Source organism: Roseibium sp. LAB1 (genome assembly GCF_054658235.1).
Window position 1 is genome coordinate 1,641,348 of the sequence record NZ_BAAGIB010000002.1, and the last position, 16,524, is coordinate 1,657,871.

Sequence of the window (16,524 nt, forward strand, 5' to 3'; positions counted from 1 at the left end):
TCGGGTCAGCCTCCAAAGCCAATCTTGAGAACTGCGAAGACGCAGCCGAAACCGATAAAGGCGCAGAAGAAGGTGTTCGCCATCAACGTGAGGAACTTGATGCCTTCGCCATGCACATAGTCTTCAATGATCACCTGCATGCCGAGCTTCATGTGATAGACGCCGGAGAGGATAACCAGGAGCAGAATGATCGAAACGAGCGGGTTCTTGAGGGTCTCGACCACGTCGCTGTGGGAGGAGCCCTGCATTGCGATCACGAGGATCACGAAGAACGAGATCAGGAACACGTTGGCAACAGCGGTGAGACGCTGCTTCCAGAAGTGATCGGTGCCTTCCTTGGCAGATCCCAGGCCGCGTACCTTGTTCAGGGGTGTGCGCATATCTGTCATGACACTCTCCTTAGCGAACCGCGTAGCCGATGATCCAGAGGATCAGCGTGACAGCGACGGAACCGATGATGGTCGCCTTGGCGAGCCACTCGCGCGCTTCCTTGCCGAAGCCCGCGCCCATGTCCCAGATGAAGTGACGCAGGCCGCCGAGCATGTGATGCACGAGCGCCCAGGTGAAGCCGAACAGGATCAGACGGCCGATGAACGAGCCGTAGATGCCGTTGACGAAATCGAAGTAGCTGGGGCCCGCCGCAGCGGCGATCAGCCACCAGGCCAGCAGGACGGTGCCGAAATAGAGCGCCGCGCCAGTGATGCGGTGCAAAATCGACATGACCATCGTCAGAATGGGCTTGTAAATCTGAAGATGGGGCGACAGCGGGCGGTTGCCCCGCAGATCGGCGTTCGACATGGAATTCCTCTCCCGTACGACGCTAGAGCGAAATGCGCTTAAGATGACCCGTTCATACCTGTTTCCGACCCCGGACGAACCGGCGCGGCCTCATGGACAAACGACCCAACCTCAACTCACCTCACCCCGGTTTACGTTTACGCAAACGTAAGCAAATCAAAGCGTTGTCTAGGTGCGTAATAGCGCCAACGCTTCCAAAGGTCAAAATATCCTATAGGCCTAATTGCCCGGAAACTACTTCTATATCGTTTAAATTCATCCGGTGGCATAAAGTGACCTAAAGGTGAGCCGCTTCCCCGCCGTGGGGAACCCCGAACACCGACCAGCCGGTTTTGCGGGCAAAATGCTCCATTGCCTCAGTGCCGAGCTTGGAATTGCCGTACCTGTTGAGACCTGGCGACCAGACGGCGATGGAGGCCCGGCTTGGGGAAATCACCAGAATACCGCCGCCAACACCACTCTTTCCCGGCATGCCGACACGGAAGGCGAAATCGCCCGAGCCGTCATAATGGCCACAGGTCATCATGAGAGCGTTGATCCGCCGGCGGCGTTCGATGGAAACGAGGCCCGGCATTCCGGGAGCATCCACCAGAAAGCGTCCGGCAAGCGCAAGCTGCCGGCAGGACATTTCAACGGCGCACTGATGGCAGTAGGTGCCGAGCACCTTGTCGACGGAAGCCTTCAGGTTGCCGTAGGACGCCAGATAATGAGCGAGCGAAAAATTGCGGTGTCCGGTGGCCAGTTCCGACTTCGCGACCTCCTCGTTCATGTGGATGCTGTCGTCGTCGCAGGCCGCACGGATGAAGCGCAACAGTTCCCCCAGCGCCTCGCGCGGTGTGGAACCTGCCAAATAGGTATCTGTCGTCACCAGTGCGCCGGCATTGATGAAAGGATTGCGCGGAATGCCTGCCTCGCGCTCCAGAAGCAGGACCGAATCAAAGGAAAGCCCTGACGGCTCGCGGCCAACCCGGTGCCAGATCTGATCCCCCACCCGGCCTAGTGCCAGGGCTAGCGCGAATATCTTGGAAACCGACTGGATGGAGAACGGCACATCGGCGTCGCCGGCGGTAAATACCCGGCCATCGGCCAGCGCAATGGCCATGCCGAACTGATTTGGATCTATCCCGGCCAGTTCGGGAATATAGGTCGCGACATTGCCTTTGTCGGTGTTGGCGGCAGCCGCCTCCGCGATCTCCGTCAGCAAATCCTGCATTGTGCCCCTCCGTTCCGGGGAGCAGTTCTTCAGATCGCAGCGCCCGATGCAAGTGTCTTGGACTGTCTTTGCAAATTAACGGTGGGTCGCTGCCCCCCCGGAAAGGCACCCGGAGTGCCTCTTCTTACCTGGCCGAAGCGGACATCGGCGTGCGGGCTGCAAGCAGCTTGTAGAGATGCAGCATGAAGATGGTGGCAAAGATCGGTGTCACAAGGTTGAGGATCGGCACCGCAAGCAGGCCGGCGATGACCAGGCCAGCCAGAAAAACAGTTCCACCGCGTGCCTTGCGGAACGCCTTCGCTTCTGCCGCCGGGAGGAACCGCATGGCTGCGAATTCAAAGAATTCCCGTCCGAGCAGGTAACCGTTCACGATGAAGAAGGCAACCAGATTGACGCCGGGAACGAGCAGCAGAACCAGCGCGAACAGGTTCCCCAGAATGACGACACCGGTGAACTTGATGGTCTGCACGATCGACTGCGACAGCGGCAGTGCTCTGCCGGGCCGGTCGCCGGGGTAGTCCTTCTTGTCGACGATATCGGCAATCTCGTCCTGGAAGAGGCCGGCAAACAGGGCAGAGATCGGTGCGATCAGAAAACCAAGCACAAAAACAGCGCCAATGCCCGTCAGAACGGAAATCGCCGTATCCATCCAGGCATAAGGCAGCGCAACGAAGGCGGCGATCACACCTTGCAGGGCAATCCAGATGACCACCAGCACGCCAATTGTAAACCCGAGCATCTTCCAGAAAATTGCCCGGAACGGCGGTTCGAACACCTCGGACATGGCGCGGGAAGCAGCTTGGAACATGACACCTTCAAATTTCTCGTGAACGACCGCTTCGACATAAGTGCAGCGCTGATCATGTGCAAGCCCGTGCACGAACACAGGCGCCTACACCGGAGCGGATCTAAACTTAATGTTGTGAAATCAGCCTTCCGAAACTAGCATTTGTCAGACGGCTGTTTGAAGCCGGTTCCAAATTCTATCGTCCGGGCTGTCCGATGCTGCATCTTCACTTCAACCCCGACACTGACGTCAGTACGGTTCTGGCGCCTGAAGCCCTCAACATGTTCCAGTTTGAATGGGGTATCTACCAGAAGCTGGTGCAGGCCAACGAAATGCACCACCGGGAAATCGGTCAGCTTTTGCGCGATGAGATCGCCACGCGTTTTGACAGACCGTTCGTGTTTCTGGATCTGGCCTGCGGCGATGCCAGTCTGGCACATGCGGTGCTTGAAGGCAGCAAGGTTGAGGGTTACGAGGGCCTCGACCTGTCGCGCCCCGCGCTTCAATGTGCGGCCCGGGTCATGAAAGACGTGCCCTATGACGTCGAGCTTGCCGAAGAGGATATGGTCGAGGGCATCCGGAAACGCCCGGCCGGCGCCAACTTCATCTGGTGCGGCTATTCCATCCATCACCTGCAACGGCCACAGAAACAGGAAATGCTGGCGGCAATCCGCGATGCGCTCAAGCCGGGCGGCGTCTTCGTCTGTGCCGAACCTGTGTGCCTGACCGGCGAGACCCGGGTTGACTATACGCGCCGCTGGAAAGAAGAGCTGCGCCACCGGTTCCGGTCACTTACCGATGCCGAATACGACCACCTCTGGCAGCACATCAGCACGCATGATTTTCCCGAAACACCGCAGGACTGGGTGGCAATGGGCGAGACGGCGGGCTTTTCCTCAAGCCGCGAAATCTACCGGTTTCCCGGCGATCTGTTTTGCGCCGCGTTCCTGTACGAGAAGTGAGAATGTAGAGGCCGGCAATAACCCGGGCAATCAGATTTCGAAGCGATTTTAGAACCGCGTCCGGGCTCTCAACGCTTGCGCCAGCGTGCCTTCGTCCAGATAGTCCAGCTCGCCGCCGACCGGCACACCATGGGCCAGGCGGGTGACATTGACGTCAAGGTGGGAAAGCTGGTCCATGATGTAATGAGCCGTGGTCTGGCCCTCCACGGTGGCGTTGATGGCCAGGATGACTTCCGAAAAACCTTCCGACCCGCAGCGATCGATCAGCGACGCGAGGTTGAGATCATCCGGTCCGATGCCATCGAGCGGTGACAGGTTTCCACCAAGGACGTGGTAGCGGGCATTGACAGCGCCTGCGCGTTCCAGTGCCCACAGGTCGGCAACATCCTCGACCACGACCAGAACGCTCTGGTCCCGTTTGGGATCGGAACAGATTGTGCAGGGATCGGAGGTATCAACTGTGCCGCACGTGGAGCAGATGCCTATTTCCCGGACCGCGATGCCCATGGCGTCCGCCAGCGGCACCAGCAGCTGATCCTTCTTCTTGATCAGATGCAACGCGGCACGGCGAGCCGAACGCGGGCCGAGCCCCGGCAACTTCGCCAGGAGCTGGATCAGCCGTTCGATTTCCGGCCCTGCCACACTTTTCTGCGCCATGGTTTTCTCTTCAACGCGCGTTGCCGACCATCTGAAAGATCTGCCGCATCACACCGGCCGCAACCCCGTCTCCGTTGATCGGGAGACGGCTGGATAGGCCGGACGACGGGCACAGCACACAGTTCTGATGGCCAGTGCGCCCTTCAGCCGGTATCAGAACGGCAGTTTCATCCCGGCGGGCAGGCCGAGGCCTCCCATCAGATCCTGCGTCTTTTCCTGAATTGCCTGCTCGACCTTGGCACGGGCTTCGGTGTGGGCGGCGATCAGAAGATCCTCGAGGATCTCCTTTTCCTCTTCTTTCAGAAGAGACGGGTCAATCGACAGCGACTTCAGATCGCTCTTGCCGTTGAGACGCACGGTGACCAGACCGCCACCGGCCGAGCCTTCAGCCTCGATCTCAACGATCTGCTCCTGCAGAGAGCCCATCTGCTCCTGCATTTGCTTGGCCTGTTTCATCATCTTGAGGAAATCCATGGAACGACTCCTTCCAAACCTTCACATGGCGCGGATTTCCGCGACCTTACCTATCTGGGGACTGCATTTAGAAGAACAAGAAGCGCGGATCAATCGTCTTCATCATCGCCGAGCGCTTCACTCAGGAGCGGATCACTGACCATCGGGTCCGCCAGGGCGGCATCGTCTTCCTCGGTGACCTGAACCTTCACGTCTACCACGCGGGCACCCGGAAACTGTGCCAGCAGGGCGGCAACAGTCGGGTGCGACTTCGCATCGGACAGAAGCTGCTGCTGGTTGGCCTCCTGCTCTTCGTGGATGGTCGGCCGGCCCTGATTGCGGGAGACCACGACAAACCAGCGCTGTCCGGTCCATTCGGTCAGCTTGCGGCCGAACTCGCCGGCTATGTCGGCCGGAGCATCGTCGGTCGGCTGGATCTCGATCTTGCCGGGTTCGAATTTCACCAGCCGCATCAGCCGCTGGATCTTCACCTTGAACGGGATATCGCCCTTTTCGGACGCAAGGGCGGCGCAATCGTAGAGGCTCTTGAGATTATAGGCCGGCTGGGCCTGCGGCTCGGGTGCGGTTTGCGGCGCGACCTGAGGTGCCGGCCTGCCACCCTGAATGGCTGAAAGCTGCGGACGTCCGCTCGCCTGCATGGTCGGGCCACCACCCGAATTGCCAGACGCGTAGGTCATGCCGACAGCCATGGCTGACGGACCTCCACCTCCGGACGGGGCCGAGCCGCCGCCGGATGGCGCAGCACCGGCAAACGGGTTCTGGCCGTTCTTGATCTGGGCCATCAGGTCGCCCGGGTCCGGCAGGTCCGCCGCGTAGGCTAGGCGGACCAGAACCATGTCCGCTGCTGCCAGCGGCTTGGAGGCGGTCTGAACTTCCTGAACGCCTTTCAAAAGGATCTGCCAGGCGCGGGACAGCAGCCGGACGGAGATTTGCTCGGCAAATTCACGGCCGCGCGCGCGCTCGGCTTCGGTAACGGAGGCTTCGTCGGCCGATTTCGGCGCAACCTTCATCCGTGTAACAAGGTGGGTGAAATCCGCCAGGTCCGTCAGCACGATGGCCGGGTCCGCACCGACTTCATATTGCGCCTGCAATTCGCCCAATGCGTCCTCGATCCGGCCCGCCATGATGTGGCCGAACAGATCGATCACCCGGGCGCGGTCCGCAAGACCAAGCATCTGGCGCAGGTCTTTTGCCTCGATGGCACCGGCGCCATGGGCCATGGCCTGATCGAGCAGGGACAGGGAATCACGCGCCGAGCCTTCACCCGCACGAGCGATCAGCATCAGAGCTTCGTCGGAGATCTGGATGCCTTCGGCATCGGAAATCCGGCGCAGCAGACCGATCAGCTTCGATTGTTCGATCCGGCGCAGGTCGAAACGCTGGCAGCGCGACAGGACCGTGATCGGAACCTTGCGGATTTCCGTCGTCGCGAAGATGAATTTCACATGCTCCGGAGGTTCTTCCAGTGTCTTCAGCAGACCGTTGAAAGCGGCGTTCGAGAGCATGTGCACTTCGTCGATGATGTAGACCTTGTACCGCGCTGTCGCCGGGCGATAGCGGGCCGCGTCGATGATCTCGCGAATGTCGTTGATGCCGGTGTGAGAGGCGGCGTCCATCTCGATGACATCGACATGGCGGCCTTCCATGATGGCCTTGCAGTGCGTGCCTTCCTGGGTCAGCTTCACCGTCGGCTTGTCGGCGACACCCGGCACTTCGTAATTGAGGCCCCGTGCCAGAATACGGGCAGTGGTGGTCTTGCCGACACCACGAACACCGGTCAGCATCCAGGCCTGCGCGATCCGGCCGGTTTCAAACGCGTTTTCCAGCGTCTGCACCATGGGCTCCTGGCCGACCAGATCCTCAAAGGTCTTCGGCCGGTACTTGCGCGCAAGAACACGGTAAGCGCCATCATCGGGTGCAGGTTTTGCCGCGCCCTGACCCGCCATCAATCCCGGCGTCTGTCCGCCGCCACTTTCGGAAAAGCCTGTCTCGTCCATGAGCGGCACCATAACCATTTTTTCGAAAAGTGGGACGGGCTTTTGAAAGTTTTTCTGTGTGGCCCGGCAACTGTTCCCGCCGCCCGTGGGGAACCGTTTGCCCAACCCAGGCGTTGAGTCCCTGCCGGTCTTGATTTCCTGCCGGTTTTCACCCCGGAGACGATATGTCTGGAAAACTCTCGAACGACCTGTTCAGCCTGTGGTTCCAGGCCCCTGTCGTCATTGCTCTGCGCAGCCAGAACTGGGCCGCGAGCCTGCAGACGGGCACGCTGAACTCAAATCCGGAACTGCATCGGATGGTCAGCGAAAAAACAGCCGCTGTCACGGAAAGCGCGCTTGCGCTGAACGCGGAGGTGATGCGTCACGGAATGAAATCGGTTCAGCGCTTCTGGCTGGGTCGGCAATCTCTGTCTGCCGCAAGCCGAATTTCAACAGGTTTAGGCCAGTCGGTCGCCGCCAAAAGTGTGCGGCCCTTTGCCAAGCGCGTGCGTGCCAACGCCAAACGTCTCGGCAAAAAGCGCCGCTAGCCGCTGATTTGGTTCAGCCACGATATCTGTCCGGCAACAGAAACCTGTGCCGTGCGCTTTCCAACCCGAGCCGCGCATCCGAATACCACGTCCCCATAAGCGCCCGCGAGTTGAGGTCAGGGTTCTTCGCAAGGAACTCGCCGAAGGATTCGTGCGGCGTCTCCGCCATTCGCTCCGACAGGATGCCAAGGAAAGCCAAAGTAATGGTCGTGTTGAATTTTTCCGGAACACCTGCCCTGGCTGCAAGACCGCGCAACGCGTTGCCATATCGGCAGGCTGCATCAAGAAACTCGTATTGCTGCAGCATCTGACAGGCCACGCCGACATGATCCACATGGCTGAAGCCTTTCGCATCCAGCCGTCCGGCTTCGAAGCGGGCGGCAAGCTCTGCGTAATCCCTAAGCTCCGACAACCGTTTCATCCTTCAGTTTGTGGCTGTCGGCCGCGCCAAGATCCAGATCGTAGACACTCTTGAGTTGCCGGATCTTTTCCAGCGTCTCTTCCGAAAACGGTGGCTTGTTCTCAAAGGCATGCAGCGCCATGCCCTCGATCAGATCACCGAGGCTGATATCCAGATGCTCGGCCAGGCCCTTGAGGACCTTGAGCAGCCGCTTTTCCAGACGCACACCGGTCTGAACGCGTTCAATTGATTTTTGCATGATGTTACTTTGGTACCAATGTACCTTTTTGTCAACTTACCGATCTGAAACGAAGCGGACCGCACCTCGGAAAACAAAAAAGCACCGCGGAAAACCGGCGGTGCTTTTTGGTAAAGCTTGAGGCTTTGAATAGGGTGGGAGGCTGGCACGATGACCCGTGCCGAGGCTCGTTAGGGCTGCTTCCTTCCGGACCTGACCCGGTTGGCGAGTGGCTCGTCCACCACCAACCTCCCGAGCGCCTTATATCAGAAGGGGGATGGGGTTTGGCAAGAGGGCAACACGGTTTTTTGTTTGCCGGGAAATCGCACTCCCAAACCCGGCACGAAGCGTGTAGCCTTCGGAAAATTCTGCCGGAGCCATTTCATGTCATCCTTTGCCCTCAATCCCCGTCTCGAAGGCGACAGTTACTTCGTCACCGATCTGACGCTGTGCACTGTCCGCCTGCTGAAAGATGCCAATTATCCCTGGTTACTGCTCATTCCCCGCAAGTCGGACCTGGTCGAGATCATCGATCTGGAAGAGGCCGACCAGATGCAGTTAATGAGTGAAATCGCCCAAGCCAGCCAGGTTCTGCGGCAAGTCACCGATTGCGAGAAACTCAATGTCGGTGCTCTCGGAAATCAGGTGTCGCAACTGCATGTTCACGTGATTGCCCGTTTCCGGGATGATCCCGCCTGGCCCGGGCCGGTGTGGGGCGCTGTGCCCGCGCAGGAGTATTCCCACGACAAGGTGGAAGCCTTGATCGAAAAACTGCGAGACGCCATTGCCGGTGACGACGACTGACATCCGGACGAACCTGCTTTGCGGCTGTTTCAATCTGCATTCAGATGTGATCGGCGACAACAGTAGGAAGCGGTTTCTCCGAACCGGAAAATGCACTAGGTGATAAGCCTGCGTTTCCTGATCTCCCGCCTCTTTCTTTTCCAAGGACTTTGACATGCACGCCACATCTGCCGGTTCCCTGGCCATGGAAATGAGTTTCCTCGGCAATACGCTCGACCGGCAATCGACGCGGCGTGGCGACACCGCTTATCTGGCCAGCCTTCTGGACAAGCCGGACACACGGATCGTGCTATCGACGGACCGGACGCTGGTCTTTGCAGCAGGAGAGAGCCTGTCCGTCGGGCACCGCCTGGAGGCGGCACTTTCGCTCGGAGCCGTGCGGGACGAACTGATCTTCCTCGGGCTGCGGCCGGAAAACGGGGAAGCCTTGTTTGCAACCACCCTGTCTGCGACAGATGAAGACCTTGCTGAGCGTACCGACCTGCAGCTCATCGACTTGCGCGCCCTAGCCTTGCAGAATTCCTTCGCACCACAAGACATGGGCGCGCTTGCGCAGGCCCGCGCACTGGTCCATTGGCACCGCACCCACCAATTCTGTTCGCGCTGCGGCGAGAAGAGCCATCTGGCCGAAGCCGGATACCGGCGTGATTGCCCGTCCTGCGGCGGTCAGCATTTTCCGCGCACGGACCCATGTGTGATCATGCTGATCACCGACGAGAGCGGTGACAAGGCCCTGCTCGGCCGTCCGGCGCGGCTCCCGGAAGGCATATACACGACCCTTGCCGGCTTCATGGAACCGGGTGAGACCATCGAACAGGCCGTCCGCCGCGAGACGCTGGAAGAAAGCGGCATCGTGGTTGGCGACGTCCGCCTGATTGCCAACCAGCCCTGGCCGTTTCCGGCGAACCTGATGCTCGGCTGTATCGGCAAGGCGACCTCCTTCGACATCGCCATCGAGGACGACGAGCTTGAAGCCTGCAAATGGTGCGACCGGGACGAAGTGCGGCAAATGCTGGCCGATACGCATCCCGAGGGCCACAAGATACCGCCTTCGATTTCCATCGCCTTTGAACTGATCAAGGGCTGGCTCGACGGAACGCTCTGATGACCTGGTGCGCTTACCTGACCCATCCGGAAGTCCTTATCGATCCGGACGTTCCCGTTCCCGAGTGGGGCCTGTCGGATACGGGCCGGGAGCGCGCGGCGAAAGCCACCGCCCTGCCGTTTGCCAAGGACATCCGACAGGTAATCTCCAGTGCCGAAAAGAAGGCGCTTGATACCGCGCAGGTCTTCTCCGGCCGCCTCCGCGTCTTTCAGCGGTCGCTTCCGTTCCTGCACGAGAATGACCGGAGTGCGACCGGCTTTCTGCCACCTGAAGAGTTCGAGCAGACTGCAGATCTTTTCTTTGCCGATCCCCATCATTCCGTTCGCGGCTGGGAACGTGCGATCGACGCCCAGGACCGGATCGTCAATGGCGTCAAAAGCGCCCTGCGCCACATTCCCGAGGAAGACCCGGTCCTGTTCGTCGGTCATGGCGCCGTCGGCACCTTGCTGATGTGCCATCTGATGGCCGCACCGATTTCCCGCCATCATGACCAGAGACGCGGTGGCAGCTGGTACCGTTTCGAGAAATCCTGGCTGATGAACCAGGCCGGGCGCAATTTGGCTTGGACAGACCTTTAAGCACGGTCGGACGAAGACCCTGAACATGTTACGCTGCCTTGACCTGTCGTGATCCGGGAGCCCGATGTGATCTGCCGTATGCCGAAGTTAGTTCTTGCGACCCTGACCTGCCTTGCCGTCACCATCCTGCCCGCAGGGGCAGGTCAATATGATGCCCAGTTCCGGCAGTTCCTGTCGTCTGAAGTCGTTCCGGCAGCGCGCCAGCAAGGCATTTCCCAGGCTACGCTGGACCGGGAACTGAAGGGTCTGACACCCGACACGTCCCTGCCAGGGCTGGTTGGACCGGGGGGCAAGGGCAAGCCGCCCAAGATCAACTTTCAGGCCGAGTTCGGCTCCCCCAGCCGCTACTTCCGGGACAGCCAGTTCAACGCCCTTGTACCCCGCGGGCGATCCCTGATGCAGAAACACGCGGCGGTGCTGTCGCGGATCGAAGCGAAATACGGCGTGCCCAGCCGGATCATCCTTGCAATCTGGGCAAGGGAATCGGGCTATGGCGGCGCCAAGATCCCCTATGACGCGATCCGCGTTCTGGCAACGCAGGCCTTCATGGGGCAGCGGCCGGACTTCTTCAAAGGCGAGCTGATCGCCGGATTGAAGATCCTGCAAAATGGGGACGTGTCCCGGCAGGGCATGAAGAGCTCGTGGGGCGGCGCCATGGGACAACCGCAGTTCCTGCCGTCTTCCTTCTGGAAATACGCGGTCGATTTCGACGGTGACGGCAAGCGCAACATCTGGACCTCCGACATCGACACCATGGCTTCCATTGCCCACTACCTCTCGGCTCACGGCTGGGTAGCTGACAGGGACTGGGGCTATGAAGTGTATTTGCCGGACAACGTCTCCTGCACGCGGGAAGGTCCGGACAACCGCCAGAAGATTTCCGACTTCGTGCGTGAAGGCGTCAAGCGCGTCAGCGGCAAGCCGTTTCCAGCCAATGAGGTCAACCGGCCGGGCAACATCCTGCTGCCTGCCGGCCGCTATGGCCCGGCCTTCATTGCCACAGAAAACTTCTATGTCATCAAGGACTACAACGAGAGCGATACTTACGCACTCTTCGTCGGTCACCTGGCGGACAGGTATGGCAACAACAGTGGTTTTGCCGGTGACTGGAAACCGATGAAGGAAACCACCCGTGGCGCGGTACGAAACCTGCAGCAGAGGCTTGAAGGCCTTGGGCATGATGTCGGCGGAGCCGACGGCCTGATCGGCTTCAAGACACGGCGGTCCATCGGCAAGGATCAGGAAAAGAACGGCTTCTTCGCGACCTGCTGGATCGGATAGCACACTCGCCGGGTTCTTCTATTGGTTGCAGCGGGATACGACGTCAGATCCGCTTGTTTCCGTGCTCCCATTTGCCGTGACCAAGCGCCGCGGCAGCCCTGTTTCAACAAACAGTTGATTTTGGGCGTGCAGTGCGGAAGAGTGTGCGGACATCCTTCCTTGCTGCTTCTCCGGTGCCTTCATGCGGCTCCCCAAGATCGTAACCACCTTGCAGGATTATTCCCTGCCGCTTTTCCGTGCCGACCTTGTCGCCGGGATAACCGTTGCCATGGTTGCCCTGCCCCTCAGCCTGGCAATCGCCATCGCGTCGGGAGCCGATCCGGCCAAAGGGCTGGTGACTGCGATTGTCGGCGGTTTCTTCATCTCGCTTCTCGGCGGCAGCCGGGTGCAGATCGGTGGGCCGACCGGCGCTTTCATCGTGGTGGTTTACGGTGTCATCGCCGATCACGGATATGACGGACTGGTTCTGGCCACTTTCATGGCCGGCATACTGCTTCTGACCGGCGGGTATTTCCGGATCGGCAGATTGATCCGCTATGTGCCGGAAGCGGTGGTCAACGGGTTCACCATCGGCATTGCGATCATCATTGCCTCGAGCCAGATCAAGGATTTTTTCGGCCTTCAGATCACAGAAGTTCCGGCGGACTTCCTGGAAAAACTTCCCGTTCTCTGGGAGGCACGGGACAGCGCCTCCCTTGCCGCCAGCGGACTTGCGCTGGTCACGCTCGTGATGATCGTCGTCCTGCGCCGTATGGCCCCCGCCTTTCCAGGGCTGATCGTTGCCGTTTCGCTGGCCTCGCTGGCCGTGGTCATGGCCGCCCTGCCGGTGGAGACAATTGCCTCCCGCTTTGGTGCCCTGCCCAACACGTTGCCGTTTCCGGCGCTGCCCACCGTCTCGGTCGAGCGGGTGGTGGAGCTGTTTCCGTCAGCCATCGTGATTGCGTTCCTGGCCGGGGTGGAATCGCTCCTGTCTGCCATGGTCGCCGATCGGATGATCGAGGGCCGTCACCGTCCCAACGCCGAAATGCTGGCACAGGGAACAGCAAATATCGCCTCGGCGCTCTTCGGCGGTCTGCCCGCCACGGGGGCCATCGCACGTACGGCCACCAATATTCGTGCGGGCGGCAAGACGCCGGTATCGGGGCTGGTGCATGCGCTCGCGATCTTGCTGATCATGCTGATTGCGGCGCCTCTGGCCGGATATCTGGCCCTGCCCGCCATGGCGGCCCTGCTGGTTCTGACGGCCTGGAGCATGAGCGAACCGCACAAGTGGAAGTCCTATCTGAGCGCCCCGATGGCTGACCGGTTGCTGTTGCTGACCACCCTGATCCTGACGGTCCTGATTGATCTGACCGTCGCCATCGGCGTCGGTGTTTCCATCGGCCTTGCCATCAGACTGCGAGAACGCAAGAAGCAGCCCGACGACTGGTCGATGCCGGAGCGCTGACGCGGCCAGTCACCGTCTTCAGGACATTCATAAAACGAGGTTTTCACCCGAATTTCCAGAATTCCCCCTTGGTTGCGACCAATCAAGGGATTGGCAGCACGTGCGAGGCATAAATTTTCTACTTTTATTTTTTATTGTTTTACGATAATTAATCATCGAAATTTAAATCGGAGCCTCTCCTCATGTCTGTATTTTCGTCTTGCGGCGCGGACCTTCGGGTACGCGCGAGAACCCTTCTTCTTGCCTTCATCCTGACGATCTTTGGCACCGCATCGTCCTTTGCGGCCCCGCTCGACCGGTTCAATCCCGCCACGACCGACCCGGACCACTTCCGGCTAGCGGTCCGTCATCCCGATAGAATGAAAGTCCCGGATGGAGCCGCAAGGGTTCATGTTGTTCTGTCCGACAAGAAGACCGGACGTGTGATCCAGGAAAAACGGATCGAACTGCAAAGGACCATGCCTGGCGAACAGGCAGCCGAGGTGCGTGCGGAGGCACCCGAAAATCTGGTGTTCGTGTACCGGATCCCGGCGAAACAAGTGGCTGAGTTGCGGGCACTGCAGGCCAAGTATCTGGCCATGCCCAAGTCTCGTCAGCAAACGATTGGCGGATCCCTGTCGATCGAAGTCACCGGCTGCAAGCTTGATGCTGCCGATACCGGCGAGATGTTGATTTCGACATATCTCAAGACATCGGAACTGGAGACCTTCGTGGCTCTGGCGGAAAATCTCGACTTGAGACACACGCAGCAGGGAAATCGCAGCGACCTCAAGGATCCGATCCCGCCCTGTTCATGACCGGCAAACGGGCGAGGTCTGCCCAGGCCTTGCCCATCCCTGCCACAGACAATCACACATTCCCGTCTTCGGATCGAAATACCCTTCCCATGTTGACCACTCTTTCTCGCCGCCCGCTGCTGGCGGTCATGCTTTGCGTACCCCTGCTTGTGTTGACTGCCTGCAGCCATGTTCCACTCGCCACCATGGTCAAACTGGCCGATTTCGACCTCCTGAAAACCAACCCGGCGACCTTGCGGGTTGCCGTCCGATATCCGGTCAGCATCCGCATCCCGGAAGGCGGGGCACGCATGATGCTGACGGTGAAGGACAAGAAGACCGGCAAACTGGTGATGGAGGAGAAACTTGCTTTCGTCCGCGTTTCCTCCAAGGCCGAGCGGGCGGAACTACGCACCGAGCTGCAGGAAGGACGGCGGTTTGAAATCTATCGGTTGCCGAACGACAGCATCCCCGCTTTCAAGGCCTTTCAATCCTATCTCCTGACGATGGACAAGTCGGAACGGGACAAGATCGAGGGCAATATGGAAGTCGGCGTCGACGGGTGCCTGGCGTTCGAGCAACGGCCTGATCGCATTCTGGTCAGCACCTATCTGAAAGCGGATGAGCTGGGCGGCTACATACCTCTGCTGCGCGATGTCGATCTGGCGGAGCAGATGGCAGACAGCGCAAGTGGCGTCGGTGGCGGGTTTCCGCGCTGTGCGGAGACAGGCGTAACAGCCACAAACGACGGGTAAGCGAGTGGCTATCTTAAGACTCGGGTTGTCGCCCAGCTGAGGATGGAGCGGAAGGACCTGTCCTTCCGCGTCGCCCGGACCGACTAGGCGTTGACCACACCTTCCGGTGCCGCTTCCAGGCGGAAGGCGGCGGCCATCAGGGCCTTGGTGTAGTCCGTTTGAGGGGCATCGAAGATCTGTTCGGAAGATCCCTGCTCCACAACCTTGCCCTGACGCATGACGATGACCTCGTTGGCCAGAGCCCGGACGACTTTCAAGTCGTGGGAAATGAACAGGTAGGCCAGTCCGTGCGCTTTCTGCAAATCGCGCAACAGGTCGACCACCTGGGCCTGGACACTCATGTCGAGAGCCGATGTCGGCTCGTCCAGCATCACGAATTTCGGCTCCAGAACCATGGCCCGGGCGATGGAGATGCGCTGACGCTGACCACCGGAGAATTCATGCGGATAGCGATGACGGGTGGCAGCGTCGAGGCCGACTTCCTCCAGAGCCTTTGCCACCTTGCGGTCGCGCTCATCGGCGGAAATGCCGGGGAAATGCACTTGCAGGCCCTCGCCGACAATGTCGGCTACCGACATGCGCGGGCTCAGCGCACCGAAGGGATCCTGAAAGACAATCTGCATGTCCCGCCGCAACGGCCGCATTTCCTTCCAGGAATTCTTCTGGATTTCATTGCCGTTGAACACGATCCGTCCGGTTGAGGAAATCATGCGCAGGATCGCAAGGCCGAGCGTCGTCTTGCCCGATCCGCTTTCGCCGACGATCCCGAGTGTCTGGCCCTGGCGCACTTCCATATCGATACCGTCGACCGCCTTGATGTGATCGACGGTCTTGCGCAGGAGGCCGCGCTTGACCGGGAACCACACCTTCAGGTCGTCAGCCTGCACGACGATCGGCCTGCTTTTGTCCGTTGCCGGCGGCTCGCCTTTGGGCTCAGCCGTGAGAAGATGTTTGGTGTAGGCGTGCTGGGGCCGGTCGAAGATATCGGCAACCGGCCCCTGTTCGACGATCTTGCCCTTGGTCATCACGCAGACACGGTCCGCGAACTTGCGCACGATGCCAAGATCATGGGTGATAAACAGCATCGCCATGCCGAGCCGGCGCTGCAGGTCCTTCAGCAGCTCAAGGATCTGCGCCTGAACCGTCACGTCGAGTGCTGTCGTCGGTTCGTCCGCAATCAGCAGGTCCGGTTCGTTGGCCAGCGCCATGGCGATCATAACGCGCTGGCGCTGCCCGCCGGACAGCTGGTGCGGATAGGAGTTGAGGCGTTTTTCCGGCTCGTGGATACCCACCTGGTTGAGCAGTTCGAGCACGCGCTCACGCGCTTTGGTTTCGCTCATGCCGCCATGGATCTTCAGGATTTCCGAAACCTGCTTTTCCACCGAGTGCAACGGATTGAGCGAGGTCATGGGTTCCTGGAAGATCATGGAGATCCCGTTGCCACGCACCTTGCGCATTTCGGCTTCCTTGACCGCAAGAAGATCCTGACCGTTCATCAGGATCCGGCCGGAAGGGTGTGAGGCGGCGGGATATGGCAGAAGACGCAGGACCGACTGGGCGGTCACCGACTTGCCGGAGCCGCTTTCGCCCACCAGCGCGACGGTTTCGCCCTTCTTGATGTCGAAGGAGACCCGATCGACGGCGAGGTTCTTCCTGCCGCCCTGGGCAAAGGCGACGGAGAGATCTTCAACGGACAGGAGGGTGTCTTTTGTCATCTTGTTTTCC

Annotated in this window: 19 protein-coding genes and 1 other RNA gene; 9 read left to right on the forward strand and 11 right to left on the reverse strand. The window is 59.9% G+C overall.

What is annotated here, in order from left to right; genetic code table 11:
* Positions 1 to 5 precede the first annotated feature (5 nt).
* From sdhD to ACYQ54_RS17530, 4 genes are all read right to left on the reverse strand, one after another.
* Entirely contained in the window at positions 6 to 389 is a 384-nt protein-coding gene (gene sdhD / locus ACYQ54_RS17515; RefSeq protein WP_460084571.1) for a succinate dehydrogenase, hydrophobic membrane anchor protein, read from the reverse strand.
* 10 nt (positions 390 to 399) lie between these two features.
* Complete coding sequence (gene sdhC, locus ACYQ54_RS17520) at positions 400 to 798, reverse strand: succinate dehydrogenase, cytochrome b556 subunit (protein ID WP_460084574.1); 399 nt, start codon at positions 796 to 798, stop codon at positions 400 to 402.
* 277 nt (positions 799 to 1,075) lie between these two features.
* Positions 1,076 to 2,011: a glutaminase gene (locus tag ACYQ54_RS17525; protein WP_460084577.1), complete on the reverse strand. Its 936-nt coding sequence runs from the start codon at positions 2,009 to 2,011 to the stop codon at positions 1,076 to 1,078.
* A 124-nt stretch (positions 2,012 to 2,135) separates the two neighbouring features.
* Positions 2,136 to 2,819: a sulfate transporter family protein gene (locus tag ACYQ54_RS17530; RefSeq protein WP_460084864.1), complete on the reverse strand. Its 684-nt coding sequence runs from the start codon at positions 2,817 to 2,819 to the stop codon at positions 2,136 to 2,138.
* A gap of 194 nt (positions 2,820 to 3,013) precedes the next feature.
* Here ACYQ54_RS17530 and ACYQ54_RS17535 point away from each other — a divergent pair, with 194 nt between their 5' ends.
* Complete coding sequence (locus tag ACYQ54_RS17535) at positions 3,014 to 3,760, forward strand: class I SAM-dependent methyltransferase (protein WP_460084580.1); 747 nt, start codon at positions 3,014 to 3,016, stop codon at positions 3,758 to 3,760.
* Positions 3,761 to 3,808: 48 nt separating this feature from the next.
* Here ACYQ54_RS17535 and recR read toward each other — a convergent pair whose 3' ends face one another.
* The 3 genes from recR to ACYQ54_RS17550 form a co-directional block, all read right to left on the reverse strand.
* A complete protein-coding gene (gene recR, locus ACYQ54_RS17540; protein ID WP_460084583.1) occupies positions 3,809 to 4,417 on the reverse strand; it encodes a recombination mediator RecR in 609 nt (202 codons plus the stop codon).
* A 153-nt stretch (positions 4,418 to 4,570) separates the two neighbouring features.
* Positions 4,571 to 4,891, reverse strand: a complete 321-nt coding sequence (locus ACYQ54_RS17545) for a YbaB/EbfC family nucleoid-associated protein (RefSeq protein ID WP_460084585.1) — start codon at positions 4,889 to 4,891, stop codon at positions 4,571 to 4,573.
* Positions 4,892 to 4,980: 89 nt separating this feature from the next.
* A complete protein-coding gene (locus ACYQ54_RS17550; protein WP_460084588.1) occupies positions 4,981 to 6,888 on the reverse strand; it encodes a DNA polymerase III subunit gamma/tau in 1,908 nt (635 codons plus the stop codon).
* A gap of 164 nt (positions 6,889 to 7,052) precedes the next feature.
* Between ACYQ54_RS17550 and ACYQ54_RS17555 the strand changes: the two genes are divergently transcribed.
* Positions 7,053 to 7,415, forward strand: coding sequence for a hypothetical protein (locus tag ACYQ54_RS17555; protein ID WP_460084591.1), 363 nt, complete (start codon positions 7,053 to 7,055; stop codon positions 7,413 to 7,415).
* A gap of 13 nt (positions 7,416 to 7,428) precedes the next feature.
* On the opposite strand, the gene ACYQ54_RS17560 is transcribed toward ACYQ54_RS17555, so the two are convergent.
* The 3 genes from ACYQ54_RS17560 to ffs form a co-directional block, all read right to left on the reverse strand.
* On the reverse strand, positions 7,429 to 7,827 hold the full coding sequence (locus ACYQ54_RS17560) for a hypothetical protein (RefSeq protein ID WP_460084593.1): 399 nt from the start codon (positions 7,825 to 7,827) through the stop codon (positions 7,429 to 7,431).
* Positions 7,814 to 8,074: a hypothetical protein gene (locus ACYQ54_RS17565; protein ID WP_460084595.1), complete on the reverse strand. Its 261-nt coding sequence runs from the start codon at positions 8,072 to 8,074 to the stop codon at positions 7,814 to 7,816. The genes ACYQ54_RS17560 and ACYQ54_RS17565 overlap by 14 nt, the downstream gene beginning before the upstream one ends.
* 134 nt (positions 8,075 to 8,208) lie before the next feature.
* Positions 8,209 to 8,306: signal recognition particle sRNA small type (gene ffs / locus ACYQ54_RS17570), an RNA gene on the reverse strand.
* A gap of 131 nt (positions 8,307 to 8,437) precedes the next feature.
* Here ffs and ACYQ54_RS17575 point away from each other — a divergent pair.
* The 7 genes from ACYQ54_RS17575 (at position 8,438) to ACYQ54_RS17605 (ending at position 14,799) form a co-directional block, all read left to right on the forward strand.
* Positions 8,438 to 8,857: an HIT family protein gene (locus tag ACYQ54_RS17575; RefSeq protein ID WP_460084597.1), complete on the forward strand. Its 420-nt coding sequence runs from the start codon at positions 8,438 to 8,440 to the stop codon at positions 8,855 to 8,857.
* Positions 8,858 to 9,011: 154 nt separating this feature from the next.
* The gene (gene nudC, locus ACYQ54_RS17580) at positions 9,012 to 9,962 is read left to right on the forward strand and encodes an NAD(+) diphosphatase (protein WP_460084600.1); all 951 of its coding nucleotides are present in this window, start codon (positions 9,012 to 9,014) and stop codon (positions 9,960 to 9,962) included.
* Positions 9,962 to 10,540 (forward strand): histidine phosphatase family protein, encoded by a 579-nt coding sequence (locus ACYQ54_RS17585; RefSeq protein WP_460084602.1) that lies wholly within the window; start codon positions 9,962 to 9,964, stop codon positions 10,538 to 10,540. The genes nudC and ACYQ54_RS17585 overlap by 1 nt, the downstream gene beginning before the upstream one ends.
* A gap of 78 nt (positions 10,541 to 10,618) precedes the next feature.
* Positions 10,619 to 11,821: a lytic murein transglycosylase gene (locus ACYQ54_RS17590; protein WP_460084605.1), complete on the forward strand. Its 1,203-nt coding sequence runs from the start codon at positions 10,619 to 10,621 to the stop codon at positions 11,819 to 11,821.
* 181 nt (positions 11,822 to 12,002) lie between these two features.
* Positions 12,003 to 13,268, forward strand: a complete 1,266-nt coding sequence (locus ACYQ54_RS17595; protein ID WP_460084608.1) for a SulP family inorganic anion transporter — start codon at positions 12,003 to 12,005, stop codon at positions 13,266 to 13,268.
* Positions 13,269 to 13,450: 182 nt separating this feature from the next.
* Complete coding sequence (locus ACYQ54_RS17600) at positions 13,451 to 14,065, forward strand: hypothetical protein (protein WP_460084611.1); 615 nt, start codon at positions 13,451 to 13,453, stop codon at positions 14,063 to 14,065.
* An 89-nt stretch (positions 14,066 to 14,154) separates the two neighbouring features.
* On the forward strand, positions 14,155 to 14,799 hold the full coding sequence (locus tag ACYQ54_RS17605) for a hypothetical protein (protein ID WP_460084614.1): 645 nt from the start codon (positions 14,155 to 14,157) through the stop codon (positions 14,797 to 14,799).
* An 83-nt stretch (positions 14,800 to 14,882) separates the two neighbouring features.
* Here ACYQ54_RS17605 and ACYQ54_RS17610 read toward each other — a convergent pair whose 3' ends face one another.
* Positions 14,883 to 16,514 carry an ABC transporter ATP-binding protein gene (locus ACYQ54_RS17610; RefSeq protein WP_460084616.1) on the reverse strand — a complete coding sequence of 544 codons (1,632 nt, stop codon included), beginning with the start codon at positions 16,512 to 16,514 and terminating at the stop codon, positions 14,883 to 14,885.
* Positions 16,515 to 16,524 lie beyond the last annotated feature (10 nt).

Bases quoted from the DNA above. Each gene is read 5' to 3' on its own strand.
- ACYQ54_RS17545 (WP_460084585.1), bottom strand. From the start codon at position 4,891: ATGGATTTCCTCAAGATGATGAAACAGGCCAAGCAAATGCAGGAGCAG.
- ACYQ54_RS17565 (WP_460084595.1), bottom strand. From the start codon at position 8,074: ATGCAAAAATCAATTGAACGCGTTCAGACCGGTGTGCGTCTGGAAAAG.
- ACYQ54_RS17575 (WP_460084597.1), top strand. From the start codon at position 8,438: ATGTCATCCTTTGCCCTCAATCCCCGTCTCGAAGGCGACAGTTACTTC.
- sdhD (WP_460084571.1), bottom strand. From the start codon at position 389: ATGACAGATATGCGCACACCCCTGAACAAGGTACGCGGCCTGGGATCT.
- ACYQ54_RS17605 (WP_460084614.1), top strand. From the start codon at position 14,155: ATGTTGACCACTCTTTCTCGCCGCCCGCTGCTGGCGGTCATGCTTTGC.
- ACYQ54_RS17530 (WP_460084864.1), bottom strand. From the start codon at position 2,819: ATGTTCCAAGCTGCTTCCCGCGCCATGTCCGAGGTGTTCGAACCGCCG.
- sdhC (WP_460084574.1), bottom strand. From the start codon at position 798: ATGTCGAACGCCGATCTGCGGGGCAACCGCCCGCTGTCGCCCCATCTT.
- ACYQ54_RS17525 (WP_460084577.1), bottom strand. From the start codon at position 2,011: ATGCAGGATTTGCTGACGGAGATCGCGGAGGCGGCTGCCGCCAACACC.
- ACYQ54_RS17590 (WP_460084605.1), top strand. From the start codon at position 10,619: ATGCCGAAGTTAGTTCTTGCGACCCTGACCTGCCTTGCCGTCACCATC.
- ACYQ54_RS17550 (WP_460084588.1), bottom strand. From the start codon at position 6,888: ATGGACGAGACAGGCTTTTCCGAAAGTGGCGGCGGACAGACGCCGGGA.
- ACYQ54_RS17600 (WP_460084611.1), top strand. From the start codon at position 13,451: ATGTCTGTATTTTCGTCTTGCGGCGCGGACCTTCGGGTACGCGCGAGA.
- nudC (WP_460084600.1), top strand. From the start codon at position 9,012: ATGCACGCCACATCTGCCGGTTCCCTGGCCATGGAAATGAGTTTCCTC.
- ACYQ54_RS17595 (WP_460084608.1), top strand. From the start codon at position 12,003: ATGCGGCTCCCCAAGATCGTAACCACCTTGCAGGATTATTCCCTGCCG.
- ACYQ54_RS17585 (WP_460084602.1), top strand. From the start codon at position 9,962: ATGACCTGGTGCGCTTACCTGACCCATCCGGAAGTCCTTATCGATCCG.
- ACYQ54_RS17555 (WP_460084591.1), top strand. From the start codon at position 7,053: ATGTCTGGAAAACTCTCGAACGACCTGTTCAGCCTGTGGTTCCAGGCC.
- ACYQ54_RS17610 (WP_460084616.1), bottom strand. From the start codon at position 16,514: ATGACAAAAGACACCCTCCTGTCCGTTGAAGATCTCTCCGTCGCCTTT.
- recR (WP_460084583.1), bottom strand. From the start codon at position 4,417: ATGGCGCAGAAAAGTGTGGCAGGGCCGGAAATCGAACGGCTGATCCAG.
- ACYQ54_RS17535 (WP_460084580.1), top strand. From the start codon at position 3,014: ATGCTGCATCTTCACTTCAACCCCGACACTGACGTCAGTACGGTTCTG.